Below are 19,006 nucleotides of genomic sequence, written 5' to 3'. Positions count from 1 at the left end.
TTTTGTAGAGATATTGCGCTGAAATCTCTGCTAGCCAGAAGCGTATGACCAGCGAATCGGCCTTTATCGACAAGCTTCGCGCTTTCGCGACCCATCCTGCGGCCCGCGGCTTGACGGACGATGCGGCAACCCTCACCCATGCCGGACGCACCATCGTGCTGACCCATGACACGATCGTCGAAAACGTGCACTTCCTGCCGGGCGATCCGCCCGAAGATATCGGCTGGAAACTGGCTGTCGCCAATCTTTCCGACCTGGCCGCCAAAGGCGCGAAGCCCATCGCCTCGCTGATGGCGTATAGCCTGTCGGGCGACGGGGACTGGGATGCGCGTTTCGCGGCGGGCCTGGGCGAGGCGCTGACCAGATATGGTTGTCCGCTGATCGGCGGCGATACGGTGCGCGTTCCCGAGGGCTCGGCCCGGCACTTCGGCATGACCGCGATCGGCGAAGCGGAATTCGTGCCCGGACGCGATGGTGCATCACCGGGCGACGATCTGTGGGTCAGCGGTACATTGGGCGATGCCGGGGCTGGCCTTGCAATTGCAAAAGGAGAGCTGGAGGGACCGAAGGAATTGCTTCAGGCCTATCGTCGACCGGTGCCGCAGCTCGAACTCGGCCAGAAACTGGCGCCGCTCGTTTCTGCAATGATGGATGTGTCGGACGGCCTGTTGATTGATGCCGGACGCATGGCGGAAGCCAGCAATGTCGCCATTGCGATCGAAAGCATCGATGTGCCGCTTTCTTCCGCCTTTGTCGGCGTACGGGGCGATACGCGAGAAGCCTCGATTGAAGCGGCGACCGCCGGCGACGATTACGAACTGCTCTTTGCGGCCCCGCCCCGGTCCCGCCGTCAGATCGAAACCGTTGCCGAGGGGCTGGACGCTCACATCCAGTGCGTCGGACTTGTCGAGGCAGGCAAAGGCCTTTCCTTGCAGGAAGGGGGACGCCCCCTGCCGCTGCCCGAAACCCTGGGCTGGGAACATTGACGGCAAACGGCCAGAGCCGGTAGCGGCGACGAACCGGCTTGCAAAAACCCCAGCTGTCCCTCTATAGCCAGCTTAACTCCGCTGCGTCCGTTTCGGGCGTATTTTTCTATGCGGAACACGCTTTCAAAGGGGGCTTTGAGCCAAATGACTATTGAACCGATGACGATTGTTGTCGCAGCCATTGTGTGCGGTTTTCTTGCCGTTCTCTATGGCATTGTGACAAGCCGCCAGGTGCTTGCGGCAAGCGCCGGTAACGAAAAAATGCAAAGCATTGCCGGCGCTATTCAGGAAGGCGCGCAAGCCTATCTGGGCCGCCAGTACCGTACGATCGGAATGGTCGGCATTGTTGTCGCCGCCCTGGTCTGGTTTTTCCTCGGGAACCTCTCCGCGATCGGCTTTCTTATCGGCGCTATCCTGTCTGGCGTTGCAGGCTATATTGGCATGAACATTTCGGTTCGTGCCAATGTCCGCACGGCTCAGGCCGCAAGCGACAGCCTCCAGAGCGGTCTTACCGTGGCTTTCCGGGCAGGCGCCGTTACGGGCATGCTCGTTGCCGGTCTTGCGCTCCTCGCCATCTCGGTATTCTTTTACGTTCTCGTCTTTTCGATGGGCATCGAAGCCAATAGCCGCGAAGTGATCGACGCTCTCGTGGCCCTCGCCTTTGGCGCGTCGCTGATTTCGATCTTTGCGCGTCTCGGCGGCGGTATCTTCACCAAGGCCGCTGACGTCGGTGCCGATCTCGTCGGCAAGGTAGAAGCTGGCATCCCCGAAGACGATCCCCGCAACCCGGCCACCATTGCGGACAATGTCGGCGACAATGTCGGCGACTGTGCCGGTATGGCTGCCGATCTTTTCGAAACCTATGTCGTGACGGTTGGCGCAACCATGGTGCTGCTGGCACTGCTGCTCAGCGAAGCGGTTTCCGCCGCTGCCCTCACCAGCCTGATGGTTCTTCCGCTGCTGATCGGCGGCGTGTGCATCATCACCTCGATCATCGGCACCTATATGGTCCGCCTCGGATCGGGAAATTCGATCATGGGTGCGCTTTATAAGGGCTTCCTGACGACCGCGATTCTTTCGATCCCGGGCATCTATTTCGCCACCCAATATACACTTGGCGATATGGGCACGGCCATTGTCTCCGCTTCGGACGGCAGGGTTGGCTTTACCGGCATGGATCTGTTCTGGTCGATGATGGTTGGTCTGGGTGTGACCGGCCTGATCATCTGGATCACCGAATATTACACCGGCACCAACTATCGCCCGGTCAAGTCGATCGCCAAGGCGTCCGAAACCGGTCACGGCACGAACGTGATCCAGGGTCTGGCGATTTCGCTTGAAGCAACGGCCCTGCCGACGCTGGTCATCGTGATCGGCATCGTCGCGGCCTACCAGCTTGCCGGCCTGATCGGCATCGCCTTTGCGGCCACTGCAATGCTGGCGCTTGCCGGCATGGTTGTCGCACTCGACGCCTATGGTCCGGTTACGGATAATGCCGGCGGTATCGCCGAAATGTCCGGCCTGGATGAAAGCGTTCGCGAAAAGACGGATGCGCTCGATGCAGTGGGCAACACGACCAAAGCCGTGACCAAAGGCTATGCCATTGGCTCCGCCGGTCTTGCCGCGCTCGTTCTTTTCTCGGCTTACACAGCCGACCTTGCCGAGTTCTTCCCGGACCTGGCGGTCAGCTTCAGCCTTGAAAATCCCTATGTGATTGTCGGCCTCTTGCTCGGCGCACTGCTGCCTTACCTCTTCGGAGCCATGGGCATGACCGCCGTGGGCCGCGCTGCCGGTGACGTTGTAAAAGACGTTCGCGCGCAGTTCGCTGCCGACAAGGGCATCATGGATGGCACATCGCGTCCCAACTATGCCCGCACGGTCGATCTCGTGACCAAGGCCGCGATCAAGGAAATGATCATTCCTTCGCTGCTGCCGGTACTCGCGCCGATCGTTGTCTACTTCGTAGTCAGCGCTGTTGCTGGTCAGGCCAACGGCTTCGCCGCCCTCGGCGCATTGCTCCTCGGCGTGATCGTTTCGGGTCTCTTCGTCGCACTCTCCATGACTGCCGGTGGTGGTGCATGGGACAATGCGAAGAAGTATATCGAAGACGGCAACCATGGCGGCAAAGGCTCTGACGCCCATCACGCCGCGGTGACAGGCGATACGGTTGGCGATCCTTACAAGGATACCGCCGGTCCGGCCGTGAACCCGATGATCAAGATCACGAACATCGTGGCGCTGTTGTTGCTTGCTGCCCTAGCGGCGGGCGCTGCCTAAACCGAGGTAATGGCAGCCGGAAATTGAGAACCCGTCCGGAACGATCCGGGCGGGTTTTTCTTGTCCATCCGCGATTGTTGCAATTACGGCAAATATGTGACAGCTATCCGGTTCCTGAACCTTGGCCCTGCCGGATTCGTCTGGCGGGGCTTTTTCTTTGGCACCGGGTTTACCCGCGCGAAAATTAACCCTCTCCGCTAACCGCGCCCTTCAAAAATTATTTAACCTCAACCGCGTACTGGTCTGCATATCAGGTACCGGAGAACAAGCGCATGTACGCGGGTGAAACCCATCCAATTCCGACGGAAACGACTCTGGCATCCCGGCGCGCTTTGCTCGGAGCCCGAACTCGTCCGGTCAGCGTTACCGGCAATTCAAAGCTGATCTGTAGTTTTCAGTCGCCCGATGCGCTCTCGGCAAGCATCGCCGCGCAGTGGATGGTACTGGCCGATCAGGCGGCCGAACCCAATTGCTTTGCCGAACGTTGGTTTCTCCAGCCATCGCTTGCCCTCCTCGCCGAATCCGGCGATGTCCAGCTTGCCGTCGTTACATCGCATAGCGGCCTGCTCGTCGGGATGATCCCGCTTACCATCAAACCGAAATATGGTCGGATCCCAGTGGCCAATGTCCAGAACTGGTTGCACCACAACAGCTTCCTGGGTGTTCCGCTGGTCCGCCGGGGAATGGAGACCCAGTTCTGGACGGTGTTGCTCGGCGCACTCGACCAGGCCGATTGGGCCAGAGGCCTGCTGCACATCAACGGCCTGCCGGACAACGGCCGCACAATTCGCGGGCTCCAGGAGGCGGCAGCCACTCTGGGGCGTCCCTGCGCCATCGTCCACCGCACGCGGCGCGCGCTGCTGAAAAGCGCACAGACTCCGCAGGAATATTGGGAAAGCAACGTCCGCAAGAAAAAGCGCAAGGAGCTGAATCGCCTGGCCAACCGGCTCGGCGAACTGGGCACAATCAGTTACAAAACACTCGCGCCCGATGAAGACGCCCGACCATGGATTGCCTCTTTTCTCGCCCTCGAGAAGACGGGCTGGAAAGGCAAGGCAGGCTCAGCAATAGGCTGCGACCCGAAGCTCGTCCGGTTTCTGGAAAATGCCGTGACTGGCGCGCACGCCATCGGCAAGCTCGACTTCCACCGGCTCGATCTCGACGGCAAACCGATCGCCATGCTGATCAACTTCCTTGCCGCGCCTGGCGGTTTTTCTTTCAAGATTGCCTTTGACGAGACCTATGCGCGCTATTCTCCCGGCGTACTGATCGAGCGCTATAATCTTCGCATTCTCGAAAACCGCGACATCGAATGGATCGACAGTTGCGCGGCCGAGGATCATTCGATGATCGACAGCCTGTGGAGCGAACGCCGCGATATTGTGCGCGTGTCGGTTCCACTTGGCGGAGCACGATCCGGCTTACTGTTTCGGGCCTGCCGCGCGGCCGAGACCACTGCGAAGCAAGTGCGCGGAGTAGCGCGGAGAAAAAGGGAACGGAATGATGGATAAAACGGCAATATTCGACGACCGGGCGATCGCGGGATTGACCAGAGCCTATCCCGAAGCGCCCGTTCTGCTCGATCATCGGCTCGGCGATCACCCGCTGCTGACCCATGACGCGCTGATCGATCTCGCGCGCACAATGCGCTCCGTCGATGTCGAATATAACCGGGCCGATCTGCCCGTCGGCGTCGACCCAGTCGACGTGCCGGACAATGGCATGGGTGTTGCCGAAACGATCGAAAACATCGCCACAAATCGCAGCTGGATGGTATTGAAATTCATCGAACAGGTCCCCGCCTACAGGGACTTTCTTCACCAAACGCTGGCCGAAATCGGGCCAGCCGTACGCGCTGTAACCGGCAGGATGCTGAAACTGGAGGGTTTTATCTTCCTCTCCTCGCCGGATGCGGTGACGCCATTCCATATGGACCCGGAGCATAATATCCTGCTGCAGCTCAAGGGCAGCAAGACGATGACAATATTCCCCGCGGACGACGAAGAAATGGCACCAGGCACCGCCCATGAGGCCTTTCACAGCGGCGGACACCGCAATCTTGAATGGCGTGACGACTTCGCGACTCGCGGCCAGGCGTTCGACCTGCCTGCGGGCAAAGCTATCTATGTTCCCGTCAAAGCACCGCACTGGGTGAAGAACGGCCCGGCACCATCCCTTTCCCTGTCGATCACCTGGCAATCGGAATGGGCTTATCGCGAGCAATACGCGCGGGCGATGAACGCCACACTCCGCCGCTTGGGCCTGAACCCCGCCGCGCCCAAACGCTTTCCCCATCAGAATCACGCCAAATCGCTAGCATGGCGGACAATCAACAAGGTTCAGCGGACGATCAGACGGTCCGGCTGATAGCCGAAGCCGGTGCGTAGGCTGCGATATCGGCGTTTCCCTTCCCTTTCCCGAGCTACCCCGCTATGGCAGCGCGAAATTCCGGGATTATATGGACTGTTATGGCTAAAGAAGAACTACTCGAGATGCGTGGGCATGTAATGGAATTGCTTCCAAATGCGATGTTCCGCGTCAAACTTGAAAATGATCATGAAATTCTCGGTCACACGGCCGGCAAGATGCGCAAGAACCGCATCCGCGTGCTGGTTGGCGACGAAGTACTCGTCGAACTGACGCCCTACGACCTGAGCAAGGGCCGTATCACCTATCGCTTCAAGTAAAGCGGGCCGCGCATCGATGCGCCCGATAAAATTGGTCCTTGCCTCGGCCAGCCCACGCCGCCTCGAACTGCTAGCCAGAATCGGCATAGGGCCGACCACGATCGATCCCGCAAACATTGACGAAACGCCGGCACGGGCCGAGTTGCCGCGCGGCTATGCGCAGCGCATGGCAGCGGAAAAGGCGGCTGCCGTCGCGCCGCGCCATCCGGGCGCGCTTGTCCTTGCGGCCGATACCGTTGTCGCAGTTGGGCGGCGCATCCTGCCCAAAGCCGAGACAGAGGACGAAGCGGCCATATGCCTAGCGTTGCTGAGCGGCCGCCGGCACCGCGTCCATTCCGCCGTAACGCTGGTCGATGCGAAAGGCACGGCGCGTCACAGGGTTTCGACAACCATCGTCACCTTCAAACGCCTGACCGAACCGGAAATCGCCGCCTATCTCGCGACTGGCGAATGGGAGGGCAAGGCCGGCGGCTATGCGATCCAGGGCTATGCCGAAAGCTGGGTGCGTTTCCTGTCGGGCAGCCATTCCGGGGTGGTCGGCCTGCCGCTCTACGAAACACGGACGCTGCTCGAAAGCGCGGGCCATCGCCTTGGCTGAGTGGCTGTTCGAAGAGGGCATCGGCGAAGCGCGGGCGGCGCTCGTCGACAATGACGTCATTGTCGCGGCCTTTCTCGAACCGGAACGCAGCGCGGCGCAGCCCGGCGATATATGCCGGGCAAAACTGTCCGAGATCCTTCCCGGCAATGGCGTCGGACGGCTTGAACTGGACGGCGGCGAAGAGGCCCTGCTCGAACCGCTGGCCGGCGGCGTCACCGAAGGCGTCTCCCTGCTCGTCGAGATCGTCCGGAGTGCGATCCCCGAGCCGGGCCGCCGGAAACGCGCCCGTGCCCGGCCCGCCGCCCCAGGACGAAGCGAAGGCCTCGCACCCTCCCTGAAAGAACGACTGACCGCCGGCGATGTACCCATCCGGACTCTCGCCAGCCATGGCAGCGACGTGCTCGAAGCGGCGGGCTGGTCCGAACTCATCGAACAAGCGACAACGGGCTCCATGCCCTTTCCCGGCGGCGCGCTGCGTATCGCACTAACACCCGCAATGACGGTTATCGATGTCGATGGGGTACTACCACCAACCGAACTGGCCCGGGACGGCGCGAAAGCATCGGGCGAGGCGATCCGCAAATTCGATATCGGCGGATCTACGGTGATCGACCTGCCAAGCTTATCGGTAAAGGCGGAGCGGCAGGCTGCGGTCGACGCACTGGATGTCGTTTTGCCCAAGCCGTTCGAACGGACGGCGGTCAACGGATTCGGCCTGCTCCAGATCGTGCGGAAGCGAGCCCGCCCCTCGCTGCTCGAATATGCTCAATATGAAAGCACGGCCACGGCGGCGCGCTCACTGCTTCGCAGGGCGGAACGCGCAGCGGGAGCCGGCGAACGCATCGTAACGGCCCATCCGGGCCTCCTGGCCCAGTATGCCAGCCATCCGGACTGGCTTCCCACGCTGGAACGGCGGATCGGCGCGCCTGTAACCCTCCAGCCCGATCCTGCCCTCTCCCTCTGGGCTGGCCATGTGAGCACCGCCCATCCCGCCTGATGTTTGCGCGCGGTGCATAATGTGCCAACGTGGGGGGAAAGAGAGGGCCTGCCATGCTGACCAAAGGCGACGATTTTCCACTACACCAGACGCCGGAACCGATGGCCTATTCAGGCTCGGACCGGAATTTCTACGATCGCTATTTCTTCAACGGCTATAGCGCGGACGGCAGCCTGTTTTTTGCCGCTGCAATGGGTATTTACCCGCAGCTCGACATTATCGACGCCAGCTTCTGCCTGCTGATCGACGGCGTACAGCACAATATCCGCGCATCCCGGCGGATGGGCTCGGAGCGTCTCGATCTGGAAGTCGGCCCGGTCCGGATCGAGATTGTGGAAGCCCTGCAAAAGCTGCGCCTTGTTGTTTCGGGCAATGAAAGCCCGGTGACAGCCGATATCACTTTCTCGGCCCGCCATGCGCCGATCGAGGAGCCGCGTTTCATCCGGCGCAACGGCCCACGCATGTTCATGGACTATACGCGGATGACGCAAAGCGGCAGCTGGTCCGGCACCATCGGCTGCGACGGCGTGGATCATAGGCTCACGAACGATCGGCATCTCGGAACGCGCGATCGCAGCTGGGGCATCCGTCCGATCGGCGCGCCAGAACCTCAGCCACCGCCCAGCGGTACCCTGCCTCAATTCTACTGGCTCTGGGCGCCACTCAACTTCCCCGACCACGCGACTTTCTTTCACAGCAATGACGATGCGGATGGCAATGGCTGGAACCGGCGGGCCGTTGTCGATGCCCTGGCGGGCAGCCCGGCAGACTATGACGATACGGCCTATGAGGTTCGCTACAAACCCGGCACGAGACGGGTCGAGTCCCTGCAGGTGGAGCTGGCACCGGATGGCAGCGCGCAGCTGCTGGTCGAACCGACCGGCACCGATTTTCACATGTCCGGACTTGGCTATACTCACCCGGTATGGGGTCACGGAATGGATCACGGCGATAGCGAAACCGCTTATGACAGTATCAAGGCCGCTGCCGCGGAACCGCGCGATACGCTCCACTGGCACATCCAGGCCTTTGTCCGGGCCACGCTGACCCTGAACGGCATGCAGCATCACGGCCATGGCATTCTCGAACAGTTGCTGATCGGCCCACATGCGCCCAGCGGCTTTACCGAACTCCTGGATCCGGCTTCCTGACGATGGCAGCAATCCCGACCCGGCCCGAACAATTCACCGCCGACTGGCTGGCGGACAAGCTGGGCGCGCCACCAGGCTCCCTCGCGGGATTCACCGCCAAAGCGATCGGCACCGGGCAGATGTGCGACAGTTTCCGCCTGACGCTCAATTGGGACGGGCATGACGGCCCTGCCTGTATCGTTGCAAAATGCCCGAGCGCGAGTGCCGATAGCCGGCAGATCGCCAAGACGATCCACAATTATACGTTCGAGATCAGCTGGTACAGGGATCTCGCCGACGAAATCCCGGTCGCCTGTCCGCCCTGCTATCATGCCGAGATTGCGGAAAACGAAGTCGATTTCGCGCTCCTGCTCGGCGATATGGCCCCGGCACGGCAGGGGGATCAGCTGGAAGGCGCCACGATCCCGATGATCGAGGTCGCCATTGCCGAGGCGGCAATGCTCCACGCGCCGCTCTGGAACTCGCCCCGGCTGGATGACTATGCATGGTTCGGCTTCGGCGCGGCGAACAAGGCGCTGGTCAGCGCGCTGCTTCCCGGCCTCTACCAGGGTTTCAAGGATCGCTATCGCGGCCGCCTCGATGCTGCCATCCTCGAAATGGGCGATGCCTATATCGCCCGGCTCGACGACCATCTTGACCAGTCGCCGCAAAACCGTACCGTCGTCCATAGCGATTTTCGCATAGACAATCTGCTCTTCCATCCAGACACCGGCGCAGTCACGGTTGTCGACTGGCAGACGGTGGGCATTGGCGCCGGGCCGACCGACATCGCCTATCTGATCGGCACCAGCATTGCCGACCCTGTCCAGCGCGCGGCCGAAGAGGAACGGCTGTTCTCCGGCTATGTCGCCCAGCTTCAGGCGCGGGGCGTGCAGGCCGATGCCGGGCAATGCTGGACCGATTATCGCCGCGGCGCCTTTTCCGGTTTCGTCATGGCGATATTCGCTTCGATGAATGTCGAACGCACCGAACGCGGGGACGAGATGTTTGCCGTCATGGCCGAACGCCCGGCCCAGCAGATACTGGATTTGGATAGCCTGGCGCTGATTTGAGGGGAGCGGGCCAGTGCAGCGCTCAACCTACAGGTTGAGTCTGACAAAATCGAAAAACTTCACAGGCAAAACCAAACGCCCCAACTCCAGCCTTGCCAGCCTGTCCCCCCGCCACATATGGTGCCCTGCATGTCCCCCCCATCCCGATCTAAAGGCTGCCCGGTTTGCGGCGCCGAGCCCAGCGCCGATCAGAAGCCGTTTTGCAGTGAAGGCTGCCGCAATCGCGATCTGTTGCAATGGCTGGGCGATGGCTATCGCGTGCCCGGCCCGCCAGCCGATCCGGAACAGATTATGGGGCGCACAAACGGGCTGGACAGCGACAGTTAACCCGGCCTATAGGCGCTGTTCCCGCACGATCTGCGCCGCATGATCCAGGGAAGTGCCCGGGTAGCTCAGTTGGTAGAGCATGCGACTGAAAATCGCAGTGTCGGCAGTTCGAATCTGTCCCCGGGCACCATTAACTTCGATCAACAGCGCGCAAATTTCCAGCAGCCTCAGGCCGGCTCGAGACGGTCATCGCCTGTCCATGATCTGGCCGTCACAAACCAGACCGCGAATCGGGCCCGGCACCGCCGTGCTGGAAGCGCCCGTACCAGCTCACGATGTCTAGAGAATTGATATCGCTTCGGAAAATAGCGAACAGGCCCGGGCCCCATCCGGACGGCGAGCACGGGCTTCGCGGTCTCCGGGGCCGGGCGGGTTCGTTCTCGCTCGCTGATCGGAAGAAGCCACTCGCTAGACGACGAAAGCCAATCCGCGATACTCTCTGGTCAAAACTCGAAGGAGAGTGTCGCGCCATATGTTCGGGGCGGCTGATAGGTGTTCAGCTGCTGACCAAAAGGCGCAAAGGCCACGATATGGTTGCGGACCAGCTCGTTGCTGAGATTTTGCCCCCAAACGGCCAGCTCCCAGCCGCCATCCGATGACCGGATCGCCAGGCGGGCGTCATACAGCGAATGCCCCTCTTGAACCTCGAGCGGCGTGTTCGAGGCTTCGAAAAAGACGCTCGATCGGTATGACCAGCCGACCCGGCCATACAGATCGATCGCATCGGAAACCGGCACTTCATACTCCGCCGCCAGATTGAACTGGTGCCGGGGCGCCCGGGGCAACCTGTTGCCCGTATGGTCGGCCGTCGCACCGGTTGCGAAACTGCTGAATTCGGCATCGAGCCAGCTATAGCCGCCATTCAGCCTGAAACCCGGCGCCAGCACAGCGATGAACTCCGCTTCGAAACCGTCAATCGTTGCATCCGCCGCATTGCCGATAACGACGCAGCAGAGCGGGACGAGCTGAGACACCTGCAAATCGGTATAATCGGTGTGAAAACCGGCCAGATTGATCTGGAGGCGATCGTTGAAAAGGCGCGATTTCACGCCGACCTCGTAATTCCAGGCATATTCCGGATCATAGGCAATTGCCGCGCTGGCGCCGGTTCCCGCCGTCCCCTGGAAACCGCCGCTCTTGAAGCCGCGCGCAGCGCTCGCATAGACCATGACCTCATCCGAGATATGATATTCGATCGCCGCCCGCGGGGTGAAGGCATTCCAGTTCTGGCTGGCAGTGATGTCATAGGGTGCTGACAATGGCGGAGGCAGACCCGGCCCCGCCACCAGAACGCCCTGCAGATGGGCATTTTTCGATTCCCAGGTCATCCGGGCGCCGGCGGTAAGCGTGAGCCGGTCGGTCACTTCGAAATTGACCTGCCCGAAAATGGCATAGCTTTCGGAATCGACATCCTGCGGGAAGGATCCGATGCCGGTTACGACCGCCACGGGGAATGTCTGTTCGAGTATTTCGTTGCGCCGTATATCCTCGTTCAGGATATACAGCCCGACCACACCGTTCAGCCGGTCATCGAACATGTTGAAGGCTAGGCGCAGTTCCTGGCTCAACTGTTCGGATTGTTCGCGATTCTCATTGATCGATTCGATCTGCGCCGGCGGATTGATCGGATTGCTGAAAAAGGCGTCGCGATGCGAATAATTGGCTTTGCGATAGGCGGTGATCGACGTCAGTTCGCCGAAAGGTGCATCAACCGTGACATTCAGGGTTACGCCGCCCACTTCGCGGCGCAGGAAACCGTCATCCACCGCATTGACGATGCGCGGATCGGGATTGACGCCGACACAGTGAACACCGCCTGCCAGCGTCGCATCGCACACATTGTCGCGCGGCTGGCCGCGCTGGTCCTGATCGGTAAAGTCGCCGGTGAGCACGACATCGACCACAGAGCTTGGACGCCACCGCAGAGACAGACGACCGCCCATGGAGCCTTCGTCGTCCACATCGTTGCCGGTCGTTTCGTTGAAGGTATAGCCGTCGCGCTCCACACGGTTCAGCGCGCCGGAAATCGCGAAACTGTCACTGACCGCATAGTTGAAGCGCCCAAGCAGTTCGAGCCGGTCAAAATTGCCATAGGTGATGGTTCCGCCGACAAAATTGTCGCCGAGATCCGGGCGCCGACTCACCAGACTGATCGCACCGCCCACCACATTCTTCCCGAACAGCGTGCCCTGCGGCCCACGCAACACCTCGACACGCTCAAGATCGTACAGCTCGAGATTGGAACCGCCCCCGCGGCCGATATAGACACCGTCGACGAACATCACGACGGAAGCATCTCCGCCGGCGTTCGAGTTGATGCCTTCGGTGCCGATACCGCGTATCGCAAAATTGGGTTCGCCCGGATTGACTTCGGTCGCCGTAAAACTCGGCGTCATCGATGCAATGTCGCGGAGCGATGTCGCCCGGCTGTTCTGCAACTGCTGCGCACTGAAGGCGGTGACGGCCACAGGAACGTCCTGTAGATTTTCTTCAACGCGCTGCGCCGTCACGACGATAACGCCCAGGCCGCTTGCCGCAGGATCCGTCTCGCCCTCCGCCTGCGCAAACGAAGGCGCTGCTGCGCAAAGCCCGGCAATCGCCGTGGATATCGAAAACCCGCGTAAAATGTCTTGAACTGCCATTTGAACCCTCCCCAGTCAGCCGGTCGTTTCAACCGTGCACGAACGAACTATTGCACAATTTTAGTTAGCTGTCTAAGTATTTGTCAACCGGAGCGTGACCACCATGAGTTTTGCCTGAAAAATCAGGAACCAGATGCAATAGGGGAGAGAGAAATGCTGGAAAGCCGGGCAATGTGCACCGTTTCCATCGAGCTGGAAGACGAAGCGCCGATCGTTATCGGCCCGTCGCCCTGGCGCAATCGCCGGGTCAGTCATATTGTAGGGGGAACCATCGCCGGGGAACGGCTTACCGGGCGGGTCATGTCTGGCGGCGGCGACTGGTCCGAACTCGGCATGGACGACAATGGCGATGCACTGACCCTGCTCGATGTGCGTTCGCTCTGGAAAACGGATGACGGCGCGTTGATCTATGTTGCCTATCAAGGCAGACTTGTCATTCCCAAGGATGTGCTCGGTATCTTCAGGGAACCCGAGAAGGTGGAAGAGCTTCCTGCAGACCGCTATTATTTCCGCATCGCGGCAACGTTCGAGACCGCCGATCCGCGCTATGTACGGCTGAACCGGATTGTGGCCGCGGGCGTCGGGCGGCGAACGGCTAAGGGTGTCGACTATGATATTTTCGAACTTGCCTGATATGCGCCCGTGACCGCCACCCCGCCGCAGCGCCCAGCCGACACCAATCCGCCATGGCCCAATCCGGGCTATGCTTGGTACGTCGTCGTCATTCTGCTGCTCGCCTATACCTGTTCCTTTATCGACCGGATGATCCTGACCCTGCTGGTCGCGCCGATCCGCGCGGATCTCGGGATCTCGGACACCCAGATGAGCCTGCTCGTGGGCTTTGCTTTTGCCGTGCTCTACACGTTGGCCGGCCTACCGCTCGGTTACGTCGCCGATCGCGGCAATCGCAAAAAACTGATCATGGTCGGTATCAGCCTGTGGAGCGCAATGACTGCTGCCTGCGGGCTTGCGCCCAATTATGCGCTGCTTTTCCTGGCGCGGATCGGTGTCGGCATCGGCGAAGCCACACTGTCGCCCGCCGCCTATTCGCTGATGTCCGACTATTTCCCGAAAGACAAACTCGGCCGCGCCGTAGCCGTCTATTCGATCGGCGTACCGCTCGGCTCGGGCATCGCGCTGGTGCTGGGAGGCTTGATCGTGACCCTTGCCACCGAAGCGCCGGCGATATCGTTACCCGGCATCGGGGAAGCTGCACCCTGGCGGCTGGTCTTTTTTCTTGTCGGCCTGCCCGGCCTCGCCATCGCCTTGCTGATGACAACCGTCCGCGAACCCTTTCGCCGCGGGCTGGGCCAGACACAGCAGGCCGGCACCGTCCGGTTTCGCGACGCTTTTACCTTTGTATTCTCGCATGGCCGCACCTTCGTACCGCTCTTTGCCGGCCTCGCCCTTTATGCACTCGTCATGTACGGCCAGATGACTTGGATCCCGACTTTTTTCGCCCGCACCTATGCCATGGCGCCAGCCAGCGCGGGATTCTATTATGGCATCATCCTGGCCATAAGCGGGGCTGCAGGCCTCATTCTCGGCGGCGTCCTCGCCGATCATTGGTTCGGCAAGGGCAAGAAGGATGGGCATGTGCTCACGATTCTTGTCGCGATCACCGGCTCGGCGCCCTTCCTGATTTTCGGGCCGCAAATGCCGACACCGACACTGGCCTTTGCCTGCATCTTTATCGGCCAGCTGGTCTCCGCCATGTATGCAGGCGTCGCCGGAGCTTCTCTGCAGATCATCACTCCCAACCGCTATCGGGGGCAGGTTATCGCCCTCTATTTCTTCACCGCAAACATGATCGGTTTCGGTATCGGCCCTACCGCCGTTGCCATGATCACGGATTTCGGTTTTGGAGACGATGGCGCGCTGCGCCATTCTCTCTCGCTCGTTGCCGCAATTGTCCTGCCTGTAGCAATAGGCAGTATCATGCTCAGCCGCGCGCCCTTCCGCGGCAGCGTCGCCAGCCTCGAAGCCGAGGATGCCGCACTGGCGACATAGCCAAGGGCCCTAGGGCTCCTCGGATATCTTCACGATGAGCTTGCCATCATGCCGGCCGCTGAACAGCAGTTTCAGCACGTCCGGCGCATGTTCCAGGCCTTCGCGGACATCGACGCGATACTGCAGCGCGCCGATCCTGAGCCAGTGCCTGATCGCAGCGAAGGCTTCAGGATAACGGCGTAGGAAATCGCTGACGATAAAGCCGCGAATGGTTGCGCGTTTCATCAACACGTTTCGATACATTTTTGGCCCCTGCCCACCCTGTTCGAGATCGTTATAGGTCGAGATAAGACCGCAGGTCGCAATACGGGCATTGAGATTTATCAGGGTGAGTGCCGTGTCGAGAATTTCCCCGCCGACATTGTCGAAATACACGTCAATCCCATTGGGGCAGGCCGCTTCAAGCGTATCGTATATGGATCCGCTTTTGTAATTAACGCTGGCATCGAAGCCGAGATCATCCGTCAGCCAGGCGCATTTTTCATCGGACCCCGCGATGCCCACAACATGGCAGCCCATCAGTTTCGCGATCTGGCCGACCAGGGAGCCGACGGCGCCGGCGGCTGCCGAGACGACAACCGTTTCGCCGGGCCGAGGTTTGCCGATCTCCAGCAAGCCGAAATAGGCGGTTGCCCCGATATTTCCGAGCGGCCCCATATAGGCCGTAAGCGGCAGGCCCGATGCAAGCTCGATCTTGCGCACCATGCGGGCAGACAGGGCGCAATAATCCTGCCAACCGCCCTGGCCGGTTACGATATCGCCAACCGAAAGGCGCGAAGACCGCGTTTGTTCGACTACGCCGATCGTTCCGCCGCGCATGACGTCGCCCAGCTCGACCGGATCCATATACTGGTCGATATCCGACATCCATATCCGGTGCGTCGGATCGATCGAGAGATAGACATTCCGCACCAGGATCTCGCCATCGGCAATCTCAGGCAGCCCCTCCCTGTGCAGCCTGAGATTGCCGTCTGCCGGATCGGAATCCGGGCGACGATCGAGGCGCCAGCTACGGTTAGTATCAGGGGATCGGCCAGTATCGGTCATCGGATTCCTTTGCGAGTCAGCTTCGGGTTGCGTCACGTGATTTTACCTAGAATACTAACTATGCAATAGGAACCCAATGGCTGAAAATCGGCCGAAGACGCTGCGAGAAGGAAATTCAGTGATGCGAATATTGCCCGGACATTACCCCGCACCTCGCAGCCGGGACGCGGCATGAATGCTGTCGATGCGGCTCAGGAAACGCCCGGGAGCGCCTCGACCGGAATAGTCGTGCCGGGCCGTATCCTCGGCGTCGGGCTGCTAACGCTGGTCTATATTCTCAACTATATGGATCGCCAGATCCTCGCGGTCCTGATCGAACCGATCAAGGCGGATATCGCGCTGACCGACACACAGGTCGGCCTTCTGACCGGTACATTGTTTGCCATTTTCTATGGCTTTATCACGATCCCGATTGCCATGCTGGCGGATCGCACCAACCGCGTGCGCATCGTCGCGATCGGGTGTTTTCTCTGGAGCATCTTTACCGGCGTTTCCGGCCTCGCGATGAGCTTTCTCGCGCTGGCGATCGCCCGGATCGGCGTCGCCTTTGGCGAAGCTGGCGGTGTTGCGCCTTCTCTGTCTGTTCTCGGCGATTATTTTTCGCCACGCCGCAGAGTGTTCGCGATCGCCCTGTTCACCTGCGCCTCGCCGATCGGTATTCTGGCCGGCGTAATGATCGGCGGGCTGGTGGCCGATGCCTATGGATGGCGGGCCGTATTCATCGGTGCCGCGATTGTCGGCCTGCTGCTGGCGCCGCTGCTCCTCAAATTCGCACCCGAACCGCCACGCGGCAATTTCGAGCCGCTTCCCGATCCTGACGCCAGGCAGCCCTCCTTCGGAGCGACCCTGCTCCTGTTCATTCGCCGCCCGACCCTTGTCTGGATGGCCATATCCTGCGGCTTGTTCGCGATGATCGCCAATGGCCTCATCACTTGGGTGCCCGCCCTGCTGATGCGAGGTTATGGAGCCAGCGTTCGCGATGTCGCCCTCTACTACGGACCGGTAGTCGGCATCTCCCTGGCCATCGGCCTGTTCTCGAGCGGGGCAACGATCACCTGGTTCGCCAAGCGCTCGCTGCGCGCCTATACCCTGATACCGGCCGCCGCGATGCTCCTTTGTGCGCCGCTGTTCGCGGGCGCGCTCAGCGCGGGAAGCTGGCAAATGGCGCTCGTCTGGATGGCCCTGCCGCTGGCCCTGATCAACTTCGTCGTCCCGCCTGCGCTGACCCTGGTGCAGAATCTGGCACCGGCCAATGTACGCAGCACTGCATCGGCGATTTTGATGCTCGTGCTCAACCTTGTCGGGATCGGTCTGGGGCCGCTGGTGGTTGGCGTAGTCAGCGATATGCTGACCCCGACCATGAGAACGGATGGCCTACGCTATGCGATGATGGTTACAATGGTGCCGATCGCCGTGCTGACATCGGCGTCCCTGCTTATCGCCACACGCTATATTGTGCGCGATCATGAGCGCGTCGCAACCAATTCGGTGCCGGGCGAAGGAACCTGACGGCAACTGTTTTGAAAAGCGCCCTTCGACCGGATCGAGCCAACCGGGTTCAGCCTATTTTCCGGCAGCCTTTGCGCCGGCGCCGAACGCCCGGGCACCATTGGCAGCCAGCAGCGCTTCGATATCGTCGCCTGAATAGTTGGGATCGGCGGACGCGCCGAATGCCGCCAGCATCTCATCGGCCTGTGCCTCAAGCAGCGGCTTCCATTCCGGATGCGTGAATATGTAGAATTCATCACCCAATATGGCCTGGACAACGCGCTCGCCAATAGCGTCGGGGGACATCCCCGTAGCAAGGACACCCTCCATCGCTCTGGAGGTTTCGGCCGCTTGCCCGGTTTCCGATCCGCCGGGCCGTAGATTGCGGGTTGTGACGACATTGTTGGTCGCCGACATGCCCGGCAGCAAAAGGGATAGGGCGACATCGCTGTCCGCCAGTTCGTTGCGGAGCGCCATGGCAATACCGACCGTCGCGAATTTCGAACTGATATAGGCAACCGAAACCGGTGGTGGCGTGATACCTACCATCGAACCGGTAATGAGCAGATGCGCGCCGCCCCGCTCCTTCATCCCGCCAAGGAAGGTCCGGCAGGCATAGAGATGCGCATGAGCGTTGACCGCATAATTCCAGCGCCAGACATCGGCATCATAGGCCTCGAACGCGCCGCTGCCGCCACCCACCCCGGCATTGCTGCACAGGATGTCCACCGCGCCGAAAGCGTCGGCGGTTTTCAGAGCTTTGTCCCAATCGCCTTCTTCGGCCACATTGAACGCCACCGTCGCGACCTCCGCGCCGACAGCTTCCAGTTCGGCGGCGGCAGCGGCCAGACGGACTTCATCGATGTCAGACAGGATCAGGCGCGCACCCCGCGACGCCATGGATTCCGCCATAGCCAGGCCGATGCCATTGGCCGCACCCGTGATGAAACAGGTTTTTCCTTCGATGGCAGTCATGCCGGCTTCCTCTCTGAATGCGCTTTTTCTGCCGCGGCGCGTGCGGACTCGTGAAGATTGTCACCGAACAGATTGGACCACTGCTCTTCGGTCAGAACCGGCCGGGCGCTGGACAGGTTGGATGCGTTTTTCACACCCGTTCCGCTCTGCACGGCGGGCCTTATGGCGATTTTCTCGAACCAACTCTCTGTCGCCGGAAAATCGGCTAGGTCGAGATCGATCGCCCGGATCGCGCGCGTCCAGGGCCAGGCGGCAATGTCTGCTATCGAATATTCCCCGGCGAGATAGTCGGCCTCCGAAAGCCGCCTTTCGAGGACGTTCAGAAGGCGCACCGTTTCCTTGCGATACCGTTCGACCGGATATTCCTGTCCTTCGGGCGCATAGCGGATGAAGTGATGGGCCTGGCCCTGCATCGGTCCGTAGCTCGCCATCTGCCACATCAGCCATTGCTGAGCGAGCGAGCGAGCGCGCGGATCCTCGGGAAGCAGCTTTCCGGTCTTGTCTGCCAGATATAGCAGGATCGCACCCGATTCCATGATCGCCAGCGGAGCGCCTCCACCGATTGGATCATGATCAACAATCGCAGGCAGGCGACCATTGGGATTAACCTGTCGATATTCCGGCGTAAGATGGTCTCCGGCCAGCATGTCCATCTTGATCAGCGTATGCGGAAGCCCGACCTCCTCGAGCATGATCGAAACCTTGTGTCCGTTCGGCGTTGGCGTGAAAAATACGTCGATCAAAACCGGTCTCCCTGTTGCCGTTCCAA

Annotated in this window: 17 protein-coding genes and 1 tRNA gene; 14 read left to right on the top strand and 4 right to left on the bottom strand. The window is 60.8% G+C overall.

Going from position 1 to position 19,006, the window contains the following annotated elements; genetic code table 11:
• Nucleotides 1-44: 44 nt before the first annotated feature.
• The 11 genes from thiL to DFR46_RS11995 all read left to right on the top strand — a co-directional run bounded on the left by thiL (nt 45) and on the right by DFR46_RS11995 (nt 10,205).
• Nucleotides 45-986 carry a thiamine-phosphate kinase gene (gene thiL, locus DFR46_RS12045; RefSeq protein WP_116236660.1) on the top strand — a complete coding sequence of 314 codons (942 nt, stop codon included), beginning with the start codon at nt 45-47 and terminating at the stop codon, nt 984-986.
• A 159-nt stretch (nt 987-1,145) separates the two neighbouring features.
• Nucleotides 1,146-3,263 carry a sodium-translocating pyrophosphatase gene (locus DFR46_RS12040; RefSeq protein ID WP_116237325.1) on the top strand — a complete coding sequence of 706 codons (2,118 nt, stop codon included), beginning with the start codon at nt 1,146-1,148 and terminating at the stop codon, nt 3,261-3,263.
• Nucleotides 3,264-3,535: 272 nt separating this feature from the next.
• Complete coding sequence (locus DFR46_RS12035) at nt 3,536-4,774, top strand: GNAT family N-acetyltransferase (protein WP_116236659.1); 1,239 nt, start codon at nt 3,536-3,538, stop codon at nt 4,772-4,774.
• Nucleotides 4,764-5,630, top strand: a complete 867-nt coding sequence (locus DFR46_RS12030; RefSeq protein ID WP_116236658.1) for a cupin domain-containing protein — start codon at nt 4,764-4,766, stop codon at nt 5,628-5,630. The genes DFR46_RS12035 and DFR46_RS12030 overlap by 11 nt, the downstream gene beginning before the upstream one ends.
• A 101-nt stretch (nt 5,631-5,731) precedes the next feature.
• A complete protein-coding gene (gene infA, locus DFR46_RS12025; RefSeq protein ID WP_116236657.1) occupies nt 5,732-5,950 on the top strand; it encodes a translation initiation factor IF-1 in 219 nt (72 codons plus the stop codon).
• A gap of 25 nt (nt 5,951-5,975) precedes the next feature.
• Entirely contained in the window at nt 5,976-6,548 is a 573-nt protein-coding gene (locus tag DFR46_RS12020; RefSeq protein ID WP_116237324.1) for a Maf family protein, read from the top strand.
• Entirely contained in the window at nt 6,541-7,545 is a 1,005-nt protein-coding gene (locus DFR46_RS12015; RefSeq protein ID WP_116236656.1) for a ribonuclease E/G family protein, read from the top strand. Before DFR46_RS12020 ends, DFR46_RS12015 begins: the two co-directional genes overlap by 8 nt.
• A gap of 53 nt (nt 7,546-7,598) precedes the next feature.
• Nucleotides 7,599-8,696, top strand: a complete 1,098-nt coding sequence (locus DFR46_RS12010; protein WP_116236655.1) for an Rv3169 family protein — start codon at nt 7,599-7,601, stop codon at nt 8,694-8,696.
• Between the two features lie 2 nt (nt 8,697-8,698).
• A complete protein-coding gene (locus DFR46_RS12005) occupies nt 8,699-9,748 on the top strand; it encodes a phosphotransferase family protein (protein WP_116236654.1) in 1,050 nt (349 codons plus the stop codon).
• 129 nt (nt 9,749-9,877) lie between these two features.
• Nucleotides 9,878-10,075 carry a DNA gyrase inhibitor YacG gene (gene yacG / locus DFR46_RS12000; RefSeq protein ID WP_116237323.1) on the top strand — a complete coding sequence of 66 codons (198 nt, stop codon included), beginning with the start codon at nt 9,878-9,880 and terminating at the stop codon, nt 10,073-10,075.
• Between the two features lie 54 nt (nt 10,076-10,129).
• A tRNA-Phe gene (locus DFR46_RS11995) sits at nt 10,130-10,205 on the top strand.
• Between the two features lie 313 nt (nt 10,206-10,518).
• Here DFR46_RS11995 and DFR46_RS11990 read toward each other — a convergent pair.
• A complete protein-coding gene (locus DFR46_RS11990) occupies nt 10,519-12,717 on the bottom strand; it encodes a TonB-dependent receptor (RefSeq protein ID WP_116236653.1) in 2,199 nt (732 codons plus the stop codon).
• 153 nt (nt 12,718-12,870) lie between these two features.
• Between DFR46_RS11990 and DFR46_RS11985 the strand changes: the two genes are divergently transcribed.
• Both DFR46_RS11985 and DFR46_RS11980 read left to right on the top strand, forming a co-directional pair.
• On the top strand, nt 12,871-13,350 hold the full coding sequence (locus tag DFR46_RS11985) for a DUF3237 domain-containing protein (protein ID WP_116236652.1): 480 nt from the start codon (nt 12,871-12,873) through the stop codon (nt 13,348-13,350).
• 9 nt (nt 13,351-13,359) lie between these two features.
• Complete coding sequence (locus tag DFR46_RS11980; RefSeq protein WP_116236651.1) at nt 13,360-14,727, top strand: spinster family MFS transporter; 1,368 nt, start codon at nt 13,360-13,362, stop codon at nt 14,725-14,727.
• Between the two features lie 9 nt (nt 14,728-14,736).
• On the opposite strand, the gene DFR46_RS11975 is transcribed toward DFR46_RS11980, so the two are convergent.
• Nucleotides 14,737-15,774: an NADP-dependent oxidoreductase gene (locus tag DFR46_RS11975; protein WP_116236650.1), complete on the bottom strand. Its 1,038-nt coding sequence runs from the start codon at nt 15,772-15,774 to the stop codon at nt 14,737-14,739.
• Between the two features lie 171 nt (nt 15,775-15,945).
• Here DFR46_RS11975 and DFR46_RS11970 point away from each other — a divergent pair, with 171 nt between their 5' ends.
• Nucleotides 15,946-17,283 (top strand): spinster family MFS transporter, encoded by a 1,338-nt coding sequence (locus tag DFR46_RS11970; protein ID WP_116236649.1) that lies wholly within the window; start codon nt 15,946-15,948, stop codon nt 17,281-17,283.
• Nucleotides 17,284-17,337: 54 nt separating this feature from the next.
• Here the strand turns inward: DFR46_RS11970 and DFR46_RS11965 are convergent, their stop codons facing one another.
• A complete protein-coding gene (locus DFR46_RS11965) occupies nt 17,338-18,237 on the bottom strand; it encodes an SDR family NAD(P)-dependent oxidoreductase (RefSeq protein WP_116236648.1) in 900 nt (299 codons plus the stop codon).
• On the bottom strand, nt 18,234-18,980 hold the full coding sequence (locus DFR46_RS11960) for a glutathione S-transferase N-terminal domain-containing protein (RefSeq protein ID WP_116236647.1): 747 nt from the start codon (nt 18,978-18,980) through the stop codon (nt 18,234-18,236). Before DFR46_RS11960 ends, DFR46_RS11965 begins: the two co-directional genes overlap by 4 nt.
• Nucleotides 18,981-19,006 lie beyond the last annotated feature (26 nt).

It is taken from the genome of Parasphingopyxis lamellibrachiae (assembly GCF_003385775.1).
GTDB lineage: Bacteria > Pseudomonadota > Alphaproteobacteria > Sphingomonadales > Sphingomonadaceae > Parasphingopyxis > Parasphingopyxis lamellibrachiae.
Note: the sequence above shows the minus strand (reverse complement) of the source record. Positions and strands in the feature narration are given on the sequence as shown.